General features: G+C 63.5%; 8 protein-coding genes. 4 read left to right on the top strand and 4 right to left on the bottom strand.

The features are described 5' to 3' along the window. The 3 genes from NTZ26_15500 to NTZ26_15490 all read right to left on the bottom strand — a co-directional run. Window positions 1-1,027 (bottom strand): HEAT repeat domain-containing protein (locus NTZ26_15500; protein ID MCX6561899.1); only part of this gene is annotated, 1,027 nt, incomplete at its 3' end. 11 nt (window positions 1,028-1,038) lie between these two features. Then, window positions 1,039-1,791 carry a zf-HC2 domain-containing protein gene (locus tag NTZ26_15495; protein ID MCX6561898.1) on the bottom strand — a complete coding sequence of 251 codons (753 nt, stop codon included), beginning with the start codon at window positions 1,789-1,791 and terminating at the stop codon, window positions 1,039-1,041. Next, window positions 1,781-2,356 (bottom strand): sigma-70 family RNA polymerase sigma factor, encoded by a 576-nt coding sequence (locus NTZ26_15490; GenBank protein MCX6561897.1) that lies wholly within the window; start codon window positions 2,354-2,356, stop codon window positions 1,781-1,783. The genes NTZ26_15495 and NTZ26_15490 overlap by 11 nt, the downstream gene beginning before the upstream one ends. A 564-nt stretch (window positions 2,357-2,920) precedes the next feature. Here NTZ26_15490 and NTZ26_15485 point away from each other — a divergent pair. From NTZ26_15485 to NTZ26_15470, 4 genes are all read left to right on the top strand, one after another. After that, complete coding sequence (locus NTZ26_15485; GenBank protein MCX6561896.1) at window positions 2,921-5,233, top strand: DUF5703 domain-containing protein; 2,313 nt, start codon at window positions 2,921-2,923, stop codon at window positions 5,231-5,233. A gap of 10 nt (window positions 5,234-5,243) precedes the next feature. Beyond that, window positions 5,244-6,512 (top strand): Gfo/Idh/MocA family oxidoreductase, encoded by a 1,269-nt coding sequence (locus tag NTZ26_15480; protein MCX6561895.1) that lies wholly within the window; start codon window positions 5,244-5,246, stop codon window positions 6,510-6,512. Between the two features lie 4 nt (window positions 6,513-6,516). Then, a complete protein-coding gene (locus NTZ26_15475) occupies window positions 6,517-7,371 on the top strand; it encodes a sugar phosphate isomerase/epimerase (protein MCX6561894.1) in 855 nt (284 codons plus the stop codon). 117 nt (window positions 7,372-7,488) lie between these two features. Continuing rightward, entirely contained in the window at window positions 7,489-9,516 is a 2,028-nt protein-coding gene (locus NTZ26_15470) for a DUF2961 domain-containing protein (GenBank protein ID MCX6561893.1), read from the top strand. Between the two features lie 208 nt (window positions 9,517-9,724). Here the strand turns inward: NTZ26_15470 and NTZ26_15465 are convergent. After that, window positions 9,725-11,671 (bottom strand): DUF2961 domain-containing protein (locus tag NTZ26_15465; protein MCX6561892.1); only part of this gene is annotated, 1,947 nt, incomplete at its 5' end.

Below are 11,671 nucleotides of genomic sequence, written 5' to 3'. Positions count from 1 at the left end.
TCTTGCTCTGGCCGAAGGCCATGATCAGGCTTTCCTTGACCTTGGCGTCCTGGGCGTCGTTGTAGAGGTCGAACATCAGTGCCTGGCTGGCCTCGTCGTTGCGCTGGCCGAGCCAGAAGACGGCTTGGGCCCGCAGCTTGGGATCGGGATCGGACTTGGCGACCTCGACCATCTTGGCCGTGGCCTTGGCGTTGTTCATCTGGGACAGGGAGAAGAAGACCTTCTCCTTGACCTTGGCGTCGGCGCCGGCGGCCGCGTAGATCTTGAGCAGGGCGTCGAGGGCGGCCTCGTCCTTGCTCTGGCCGAGCCAGAAGACGGCCATATCGCGGACCTTGGGCGAGGGGTCTTTAACCGCCAGATCGATGAGCAGCGGGACGATCTTAGCGTCCTTACTCTGGCTGAGCACAAAAAGAGCCTGCGATCGCAGCTCGTCGGACTTTTCCGTCCGGACCATCTTTTCCAGGACCGGGAAGGCTTTGTCCTTGTCCATGCCCATCATGGCTTGCAGGGCCACCAGCTTGACTTCTTCGTCGGGAGTGAGCTTGGACTTGTCGCCGCCCGAGACGATCCCGGATGCAACCCCGGTGGCCATCGAGCCGACGTATTTCATGTATTCGCTGAGCCCGCTCTTGGCCAGGCTCTCGGCGATCTGGACCCGAAGGATCTCGGCGTCCTTGGCCCATTGGTTCGTCTTGTAAGTGGCCAGCAAAGTGTTGAGCTTGTCGATGGCCTCTTTGCGGGTCTCCATCTGGACGGCCCGGTCGGCCAGGCCGGCCGACATCTTGTCCAGGCTATAGCCCAGCCAGTACAGAGATTCGCCCATGTAGGCGTTCTTGGGGTAGTTGCTTTCGAGCATCTGAAGGGCTTGGACGGCCTTGACCCATTCTTTCTGGTAGATGGCCGACTTGGCCTGGTCGTAGGCCTTTTTGGCCTGGTCGGCCGCCTGTGCCTGCTGGTCCTGGGCCGCGGCGAGCCCGCCCAGGGCGAGAGTGAGGAGCAGTGTCGCGATCAAAATGCGTTTGGACATGTTCGTGTCTCCTAGGTCGTTTTCAGAATCTGCATCCGGAAGAGGATGCTTCGGTCGTTGATCAGGTCCCGAACCTGCGCCGGGGAAGCGCCGCCCGGTTCCCGGCCGTTGATGATTTCTTTCAGGATGAGGTCGAGGTCGTCGAGCAGCTCCGCCGCGGCGGGATCATTCCCGTTCAAGGTGCGCCGCAATAAAACGTTTTGGAGCAGCAGGCCCCGCAGGAGCCGCTCGTCCACCGGAACGAAGGCTCCGGGCTTGCCGCCGGTAACGGTGTGGGAGAAATCGAGCAGGATCGGCCGCAGGTCGTCCAGGTGCGAGGCGAACATCGGCTGGACGGAGGTCGGGCTCGAAGAGCCGGCTGCGATGAGCGCGGAAGGGCCTGCCGCGGATGGCCCGGGTCTCTGGAGGGGCCCCGGTTGGGGTTTGAGGGCGAAGCGGCCGATGAGAATGCCGGCCGCCAGAACCGCGACGAGGCCCGCCGCGGCGGGGACGAAGCGGCGCCAAGATGCGAGCGCCGGGCGCGGCACCCGGTCCGGTCCGGCGATCCCATCCCGGACCACACGCCAGGTTTTATCAGCGTCGAAGGCTGGGACATCGGTCCGCCCGTGAGCCGAGACGAGCCCCAGCACGGCTCCGGTTTCCTCTCGATCGGCGGCGCAAGCCGCGCAGGCCAGAAGATGGGCTTCGAGCCGGGCCTTTCCGGCCGGGTCGAGCTCCTTGTAATGGTCGAGCACGATAGCCCGACGGGCTTCTTTACATTTCATGACCGTCCTCCATGGCGTACCGTCGGAGACGGGACTTCAGGGCTTCCACGGCCCGGAAGAGATGCTTTTTGACGCTTCCCTCCGTGGATCCGACCGTCCGGGCGATCTCCCGGATGGTGTAGCCCATGTCGTGTCGCAGGGTGAAGATCATCCGTTGGCGGGGCGAAAGCCGGTTGAGGGCTTTATCGACCCGCTCCCGAATTTCGCGGCCGCGGGCCGCTCGTTCCGGGTCGTCCCCGGGGGCATCCGACGGCAAGGTGTTCAAAGTCTCGCCCTCCAGGGGCTGGGCGCTTCGGCGCCGCGACCGGCGCAGGGCGTCGATGCTGCAGTTGACGCAGATCCGGTTGATCCAGACCCCGAAATCCGCGTTCTTGACCGGATCGAAGGTGTCCAGGGCGCGGTAGGCGCGGATGAAGGTCTCCTGCAGGACGTCCTCGGCGTCGGCCCGATTGCGCAGGTACTTGTAGGCCAGGCCGAAGACCCGCCCGTTGTGGGCGTCGAAGAGCGTCCGGAAGGCGTCCCCGTCGCCTTCGCGGGCGGTCCGGATCAGGGCGGTTTCGTCCATGGCTGCTCTTTCATATATACGCCCGAAAGGCCCGTTTGGGGGACAGAAAAAGATTCATCGCCCAATTCCGAGGAGTGCGGTTCGGAGTACCGGCCCGGCGGCGTCTGCCTCGCCTCGCCACATGCAGCCGAAGGCGTTGACCGACTCCCTCCTTTGAAGGAGGGGCCGGGGAGGTGATATCAATAAAATCAAAAGTGTTAGGCGCCTTCGGAATATAAGAATTCCTTCGGCACCTCGGAACTGCGCATTCCAGATCGCCCGGTTTTGGCGGCCTCCCCACTTCATTTCGATTCTGATAGATGGTCGCGTGCTCAAACAGCCCTCGGCGCCTGGCTAGAGCCAGGTTCCCGCAGAGAGCTATGGAAAAAGGTGCCGGCCTCGCAATTTCGCCGTTGGCCGGTACCCCGAACCGCTTGGCCTCCTCGGAATTGGGCGAAGATCGAGAAAAACAGGAGGGGAGTTGGATTTTTTCGCGTCCGGTGATAGGCTGGCAGGCATCCGAGCGGCCGCTCCTCGCCCCGAATGATAGAGGGCGATCCGGCCGCTCCAATGGGAGGTATGGGCATGAAAACAAACACGATACCTGGGAGCCGGCTATTTGTTCTAATCCTAGTCTTTGGACTATTTGGCGCAGCCATCCCGGCGCCTGGGCAAAGCAATACGAAAGCGGGCTCTCCGGACGCCTATAACATCATTTGGGACTCGCCCAGCAAGGACGCCCTGGGCTCGATGCCCCTCGGCAACGGGGACATCGGCCTCAACGTTTGGGTGGAGGCATCGGGCGACATCCTCTTCTATATCGGAAAGACGGACTCGTGGGACGACAATAACCGGTTGGTCAAGGTCGGGCGGGTCCGGGTTTCCCTGCGGCCCAACCCCTTTGCTGGAGCGGCTTTCCGCCAGGAGCTTCGGTTGCGGCAGGGAGAGATCGTCATCGACGGCCGGGCCTCTGACCGGCCGATCAAGGTTCGGATTTGGGTCGAGGCGGACAATCCGGTGATCCACGTCGAGACCGAGAGCGGCACCGCGCTGACCGCGACGGCATCCATCGAGCTGTGGCGGACGGAAAAAACGGCTTTGCCGTCGATCGAGGTCAGCGATACATACTTCGACGCCCCGCCGGATAAATCTGCGCCGACCGTGGTCGAGCCGGACTTCGTCTTCCCGACCCTCCCGGACGGAATCGCCTGGTGCCATCACAACATCAAATCCGTCGGCCCCGAGCTGTCCATGCGCTTCCAGGATTTGATGGAAGCGCCTTGGAAAGATCCCCTTCTCCATCGGACCTTCGGCGCCCTGATTCGGGCCGAAAATAGCCGGCGGATCGACGACCGGACGATCGAGATCCCAGCCGCCGTCCGCCAGCAATTGAGCGTTTATGTCCTGACCGAACAGCCGGCGATACCCGAAGCCTGGCTGGCTTCGATCCGGAAGATCGTCAAGAAGATCGAATCTGTCGGGCTCGAGGCGCGCCGCGCCGTCCACAGGGCCTGGTGGGAAGCGTTCTGGGGCCGAAGCTATGTCAACATCGGAGATGCGAGCCGCGACGGGATTTCCCCAAATCCCCCGACGACCGGATATGACGTCTCGCGCGGCTATGCCCTGCAAAGATTCATCAATGCCTGCTCGGGCCGCGGGGCTTATCCCATCAAGTTCAACGGCAATATCTTCACCGTCGGCCGTCCCGGCAAGCCGGGCGACGCCGACTATCGCCTCTGGGGGCCCGGCTATTGGTGGCAGAACTCGCGCCTGCCCTACATCGGGTCGTGCGCTTCGGGCGATCTCGACCTCATCCAGCCGTTTTTCAAGATGTATGCCGGCGAGATCTTCGAGGTTTCCAAGTACCGTACCCGCCGCTATTTCGGCCATCCCGGCGCCTATTTCGCCGAGTGCGTCTTCCCCTGGGGCGCGGTCTTCATGCAGTCATACGGTTGGAAGGTCCCGGCGGCCGAGCGCGAGGACAAGCTGCAGGTTTCGGGCTATCACAAGTGGGAGTGGGTGGGCGGCTTGGAGCTGGCCTGGATGATGCTGGAGTATTTCGACTGTACCGAGGATGCGGCTTTTCTAAGGGCCAAAGCGCTCCCTCTAGCCCTCGAAGTCATGACCTTCTTCGACCGCCACTACAAAACGGATGCGGCGGGCAAGCTGGTCATGCACCCCGCGCAGGCCTTGGAGACGTGGTGGGATTGCACCAACCCCATGCCCGAGGTCGCCGGCTTGCGGGCCGTCGCCGCCCGCGTTCTGGCCCTGCCGGCCGGGTTGCTGTCAGCGGCCGACCGGACGTTTGTTACCGCATTCGAAAAGAAGATTCCCGAGCTTCCGGTTCGCGAAGCCGACGGCGTCCGGATGCTGTCGCCGGCGGCGTTGTTCGCCGACAAGAAAAACGTCGAGAACCCCGAGCTCTACGCCATCTTCCCGTTCCGCGTCTGCTCCTTCGACAAGCCCAACGCCCCGCTCGGGCGGCAGGCGCTGGCGCGCGTCCTGGACCAAGGCGCCTTCGGTTGGCGGCAGGACGACATCTTTAAGGCTTATCTCGGGCTGGCCGAGGGGGCGCAAGAAAATGTCATTCTGCGGGCCCGCAAGAGCGACCCGGATTGCCGCTTCCCGGCTTTCTGGGGCCCCAACTACGACTGGACGCCCGACCAGGACCACGGCGGCGTCCTGCTTAAAGCCGTCCAGTCCATGCTGGTTCAGACGGAGGGGAGGGCGATCTTCCTGCTGCCCGCCTGGCCCAAGGACTGGGACGTGGACTTCAAGCTTCATGCGCCTTTCAAGACCGTCATTGAGGGCCGGGTCAAGGACGGCAAGCTGCAGGCCTGGACCGTGACGCCGGCTTCGCGCCGGGCGGATGTCGTCGTTGCAGGCGTTTGGAAATAGGAGAACGCTTATGAAAGAAGAAAAGCCGGGCATGGATCGTCGGAGATTTCTAGCCAAGGCCGGCGCCGTTGTGGCGGGATCGGCCGTCTTCAAATCGGGCTGGGCGGGTTCACCCGGACAATCCGGGCAAACGGCCCCGGCCGCGCTGGTCTCGCCGTCCGGGCCCCCTATCAAGCTCGGGCTCATCGGCTGCGGCGGGCGCGGGAGTTGGATCGCCGGGCTCTTCAAGCGGCACGGCGGCTACGAGATCGTCGCCGGGGCAGACTATTTCCCGGACCGATTGGCCGAATTCGGCCCGAAGTTCGGCGTCCCCGTTTCCCGATTGTTTTCCGGGCTGTCCGGATACAAGCGGCTCCTGGCCTCTGGTGTCGACGCGGTGGCCATCGAAAGCCCGCCCTATTTCCATCCCGAGCAGGCGGCGGCGGCTGTCGAAGCGGGCGTCCATGTCTACCTGGCCAAGCCGTCCGCAGTGGATTCGCCCGGCTGCCGTTCGATCGCCGCTTCGGGCCGCCAAGCCACCGCCAAGAAACGGGCTTTCCTTATCGATTTCCAGACCCGAACCAATCCTTTCTTCCGCGAGGCGCTGGCCCGGGTCCACCGGGGCGAGCTGGGCGAGATCGTCTTTGCCGAGGCCATCTATCACGCCGATTGCCCGTTTGAGGACCATTACCCCCTTCTGACCGCCCGGCCCAACGACGCCGAAGCCAAGCTGCGCGCCTGGGGCCTGGATCGGGCGCTGTCCGGCGACATGATCACCGAGCAGGACATCCACGCCCTTGATGTCGCCAGTTGGGTGATGGGCGCCCCGCCCGTGTCCGCCGTCGGGACCGGCGGCCTCAAGGCCCGGCCTAAGATAGGCTCTTGCTGGGATCATTTCGTCGTCCAATACGCTTACCCGGGCGGCGTCGCCGTCCAGTTCAGCGGCCGCCAGTTCAAAGGCCACGGTACGGCGGAGGGGATAAAAAATCGCGTTTTCGGCTCGAAGGGAGTGCTGGAAACCACATATGGCGGGAACGTCCTTATTCGGGGCGAAAACTTCTATCGCGGCGGCGATACGAGCGCGATCTATGAGGAAGGCGCCGTAGCCAATATTGCCGAGTTCGCCCGTTCGATCCACGCGGGCGATTGGCGGAACCCGACGGTCGAGCCGAGCGTTATGAGCAACCTTGTCACCGTCCTGGGCCGCAAGGCCGCCGTCACGGGCCGGCCCGTAACCTGGGCCGAGATCGAGAAGGACGAGGAGCGATTGATCCCCGACCTCAAGGGATTGAAGGATTGATGATATGCGAAAAATATCTTGGCAAATGGTTCTCGGCTTGGCGATCGCTGTCGGGCTTGCGCTTCCCGCGGCGTCCGTCCCCGCGTCGGCGGCCGGCGCGTCCGTCAAGTTCGGCGTTTGCGACTGGACGCTGGGCAAGTCGGGCGACCCCGCTGCCTTGGCCCTGGCCGGCAAGCTGGGCTTCGAAGGCGTCCAGGTCAGCCTCGATCCGGCCGGGGAGGATTTGGCCCTGATGAAGGAAGAGGCGCGGCGCACCTTCCTGGCCGCGGCCGAGACGACGGGTGTCGCCATCGCCTCGTTTGCCATCGGCAAGCTCAACGACATTCCTCTCAAAAGCGACCCGCGGGCGGAACGCTGGCTGGAGCAGGCTTGTGTAATCGGTGCGGCGATGAACGTCCGACGCGTGCTCGTGCCCTTTTTCGGCAACGGCGATCTGCGCAACGACGCCAAGGGGGTTGACGCCGTCGTGGCTGTTCTCAAGCGGCTGGCGCCTAAGGCGGAGAAGGCGGGAATCGTTTTTGCTCTGGAGTCGTATTTAAGCGCCGACGAAAACCTCAAGATCATCCAGCGCGTCGGCTCCTCCGCCGTGCGGGTCTATTACGACGTGGCCAACTCCTCCGAAGTGGGCTTGGATATCTTTAAGGAGATTCCCGCGCTGGGGGAGAAGATCGTGGAGTTTCACGCCAAGGACAACATGGACTTATACGGCAAAGGCCCGATCGATTTTACCCGTGTCCGCAAGGCCATGGATGAAATCGGATATGTAGGCTGGTTCGTCTTCGAGGGGACCAAGTATCCCCTGGGGCTGGAAGCCAGCCTGCGCTATGACCTGGATTTCCTAAAATCCGTTTATCGCTGATAAGTGGGGTTCTCGAGAGAAGAAGCTCTATTCTTTTTGTCGTTACGAGCCCTCACCGCCGGTGAGGGTGTGGTAACCTGGTTTTCAAACTGGCATGGAATCAAGGAGAGCCTGGCTATGGATATTCCGAATCGCTCCAGATTAATTTCGTACGCCTTGAATTTTGCCGTCATCCTTGCCCTCATTTTACTCGGCGCTGCATGCGTCAAGCCGCCGGCCCCGCCCGAGGCGAAGCCCGTCTTCGGGCTCGAGGCCTTGGCCCGGCCCGATCGCCTGGCCGTTCTCGACCCGACGGCCAAGGCGGGCATGGTTTCGAGCTACGACCGCACGGGTGGAAACGACGACGGATTCTCCGGCAAGTATTCGTTCATCCGCAAGGAGGCGAGCGGCCTCGTCCTGGCCGATCTCGAGGGGCCGGGCCTCATCACTCGCTTCCATACCCCGACCCCGACGGCCGATATCATCGAGTTCTATTTCGACGGCGAGGCTTCGCCCCGGATCAGCCTGAAGGTCAACGAGATGTTTGACGGCGCCCATGCCCCGTTCCTGGCGCCGCTCGTATGGACCGGCGCGGGCGGCTCGGTTTCCTATATCCCTCTGCCGTATCGCAAGTCGTGCAAAGTCGTGGTCAAGGCGGAGTCGTTCCAATTCATCCAGATCAACCACGTCCGATTCCCCGCCGAGGCCGCGATCGAAACGTTCCAGGTCCCGCCTTCGGAGTCGTTCCTTCGCCGGATCGATGATCTTAAGAGCCTGTTCGGGCGCACCGGAGCGGATATTTCGGATCGGATCGCTCCGCCCGGGGCCACAATCGAGACGGAAGCCATTCAGGGCTTCCTGGCCCCGGGGCAAACACTGGCCCTTTTCGAATCGTCCAAGCCCGGCCGCATCGTCGGTCTGCGGATCGGACCGGCCTCGGCCTTCGCCGGCGCCGAGCGGGACGTCATTCTGCGGATGTTCTGGGACGGCGAAGAGAAGCCCGCGGTCGAATCTCCGGTCGGCGATTTCTTCGGCTACAGTTTCGGCCGCCCGGCGATGAGGTCGCTTTTCCTGGGCACGGCCGACGATACGGACTACGTCTATCTCCCGATGCCCTTCGACCGCTCGGCCCGGATCGAGCTCGTGTCCGAGCGCGCCGCCGGGGCGCCGGTTGCGGTGCGGGCCGAGGTCCTTCATGCCCGGACGGGCAAGTCGGCCGGTGAAGGGCGGTTCTACGCCCGCTGGCGGCGCGAGAACCCGCCCCGCGAGGGCGAACCGTACACTTATCTGAAGACGACCGGGCGCGGCCGCGTAGTCGGCATCGCGCTGCAAGCCCAAGGGCCGGAGCCCGGCCAGACGCCCTTCTTCGAAGGCGACGACCGGGCCATGATCGACGGCGCCCTGGCAATTCCCGGCACCGGCTCGGAGGATTCGTTCAACGGCGGCTGGTACGACGTTCCGGGCCGTTGGTATGCGCGCGCGTCGTTCCCTCTCAGCGGCTGTCTGGACTATCTCAAGCCGCAGGCCCGTACCGGCGGCTACCGCTGGTTCATCGCGGACAATTACGGGTATGACAAGAGCATCGACTTCACCATCGAGCATGGACCGGAAAAGAACCTGATCGCCACCGATTACGCCAGCGTCGTCTTCTTCTACTCGGAGGAGCCGCCGACGGGTTTGGAACCGCTTCCTCCCGCCGCGGCGCGCCGCATCGCCGATCCGGCCCGAATCGTTTTCATCCCGGGCTGGAACGTCCCGATCCGCTCGTTCTCCCTGCAGGAGGCGGCTCTGACCAAGACGGTCACCGCCATGGGCAAGGATCGCTTCCGCATCCTATCGATCCGGGCCAAGGGCGAAGACGTCTTCGGTTCCCATCACATCGCCTTCGGCTGCGACGTTCCCTCGTCCGGACGATACCGGATCGGGATCAAGGCGGTCTTGGGTCCCGAGCAAGGGATCGTGCAATTGACCCGCAACGACCGGCCGGCGGGAGAGCCGGTGGACCTCTACGCGGCCGCGAAGAAAAAAAGCGATCTCCTGCCGTTGGGCGAAATCGACTTGCTGACAGGCGAGAACGAAATCGTCTTCCGCCTTGTCGGGAAAAACGCCAAGTCCTCGGGCCTGGGCTTGGACCTGGCTGAGATCGTCTTGGAGAAAAGCCGGTAGGCCGAGGCCAAGTCGTTCGTTCTTTTGTCATGGCGAGGCCTCTCCCGCCGCGGGGAGGCCGTGGCCATCTCATTTTTTCCTGAGAATTGAGGTTGCCACGCTCCCCCTGCTGGGCAGGCCCTCGCAACGACAGGGACTTTCCTCGTCGTCACGAGGGAAAGGTCGCTCGTAAAGACGATAGAGGCCTTTCCGACTTCGTGAACAATCGTTAGGGCTGCTTGATCAAAAAAACATAGTCCAGCCCGAACAGGCTGCCCGGCTTGGCGGCGGGGTTGGGGGCGAGCGATTCGATCGTCAAAACATTCTCGCCCTTCTTCAGCCGAAATACGCCCAGCTTCGGATGGAGCCAGAAGAGCTTGTCCGAGTAACAATCGATGATGGCCGCGACGGCCGTAAACTTGACGGCCAATTGGTCGCCCGGCTGGGCGCCGCGCCAAACCAGGTGCTCGGCCTCCGAACAATTGGCCAGGCGCTCTTTGGCCGCCGTCCCGCCCGTCGTTTCGAACGGCAGACGCTCGCCCTCCTGCGGGTCGAGCATATCGGCCCGAATCCCCAGATCGACGGGACCCAACGAGGCCCGATCGATCTCGGCGGGGCCGGGTGTCCCCGGAGCGGCATACCAGTAGACGACGTGCGACCAGGTCGGCCGGCAGGGCATCCAATGCCACATCTCCTGTTCGAAGCGCAATCCGTCGCGATAGGGGAGTGCGTCGAGGACATACCAGCGGTTGAGGCTGATGTGCCCGCCGCTGCCCGGCCCGTCCACCCGGGTTTGGGCGTGATAGGGCCGGACGAACGGCTGGTTGTCGCCATAGGCGTAGCCGTAGTCGTCCTCGGTGCCCGTGCCGAAGGTGCTGGGGAACGACTCGTTGTCGACGAAGATTTTTTGATCGCCTTCGCCCCACCAGATCAAGACTGGGTTGGCAATCTGGAAGACCGTGCCGATTATCTTGCCTGCGCCGCGCGTATTCAGGACGTTCCAATCGAAGAACGGCCAACTGTCGCGTGTCAGAACGCCCCACTGGGCGTGCAAGTGCATGTCGCGGCCGTCGAAGGCGTGCTTGCCGACACGGAGCTTCAGCTCCACTTCATAGGCGACCCGCCCCGTGTTGGCCAGGCCGAGGCGCATCGAGGACCGAAACGGCATCAGCAGGCGGCTGGTCATCGTCCCGTCAGCGGCAACTGTGAAGAATAGATTGCTGTACGGATTCACTCCCGGCCCTGAGCCGAAGAAATCTCCCAGCGGCGTTCGGACGCCCGCCCATCCGTCAAAATCGATTTCCAGCAGAAGATGCCGGTAGGCGTTGTGAGCCCGCGCGGGATGGGTCCAAGCGCCGTCTTCTTTGGTTCCCAGAACGCGGGCCGACCATTCATAGACAGCCGCGGGGCCGGCTATTTCCGGCCCGGCGGCCGTCCGTCCGGCGTCCACCTTGAACCGAAAGGTCCGCCATTCCGATCCGGCCGGAGCCGGCGCGGGTGCGGGCGCGGCCAAAAAAGACGCTGTTCTCGCCTGGGCTTCGGCCCATTCACCCGCCCGGGCCGGATCGTACGTCTCGACCCGCGCTCCTTCTCCATAGGTCCGGTAGCCGATCTCGTAGTATAGCCGGGGGAATTTCTCCCTCTCCTCAATCGTGATTTTAAGCGATCGCGCAAAGGGCAGGGGGTAGTAGAGATTCCCGCCCGTCCCGCTGATATAGGAGAAGACTGGATCGAACGGGGGTGTCGTCCCGGTGAAGAGATCCTTCAGCGGCAGCGCCAACCGCGGCTGCGTCTCCCCGTCGAAGTAGAACCGCACCGTGTTGGCCCAGTCGGGATTGGCAGACCAGAAGCGGGTGACCGTTCCGGGACCGCTGAGGTCGGCTAGGACGTGCTCTTTGCGACCGTCGTTTGTCTCGGCCCGGACGTACTGGCCGACGTCGCGATTGGCGAACCAGGCTTCGCCGCCGGCTTGGCTGGCCCGGTCGTAGCTGCTGGCCGAGGCGCTCTTGTAGGGCGGCCGCGGTTCGCGCGCCAGATTCTCGAAGTCGACCATCTCGCCCAGCAGGGACTTGACGGTGACGAGCTCGTCCGACGGCGGCAGATTAATCGCCGTATCGCGACTTCGAGATGAAAGGCCGAGCGGCTCGGGAGCCGCGGACGTCATGGCGCGTGCGGC

The sequence above is a fragment of the Candidatus Aminicenantes bacterium genome (assembly GCA_026393855.1).
Lineage (GTDB): Bacteria > Acidobacteriota > Aminicenantia > Aminicenantales > UBA4085 > UBA4085.
This window is presented reverse-complemented; position numbering and strand designations above follow the sequence as displayed.

Excerpts from the sequence above, each read along its gene's own strand:
- NTZ26_15495 (MCX6561898.1), bottom strand. The coding sequence starts at position 1,791 with ATGAAATGTAAAGAAGCCCGTCGGGCTATCGTGCTCGACCATTACAAG.
- NTZ26_15485 (MCX6561896.1), top strand. The coding sequence starts at position 2,921 with ATGAAAACAAACACGATACCTGGGAGCCGGCTATTTGTTCTAATCCTA.
- NTZ26_15475 (MCX6561894.1), top strand. The coding sequence starts at position 6,517 with ATGCGAAAAATATCTTGGCAAATGGTTCTCGGCTTGGCGATCGCTGTC.
- NTZ26_15490 (MCX6561897.1), bottom strand. The coding sequence starts at position 2,356 with ATGGACGAAACCGCCCTGATCCGGACCGCCCGCGAAGGCGACGGGGAC.
- NTZ26_15480 (MCX6561895.1), top strand. The coding sequence starts at position 5,244 with ATGAAAGAAGAAAAGCCGGGCATGGATCGTCGGAGATTTCTAGCCAAG.
- NTZ26_15470 (MCX6561893.1), top strand. The coding sequence starts at position 7,489 with ATGGATATTCCGAATCGCTCCAGATTAATTTCGTACGCCTTGAATTTT.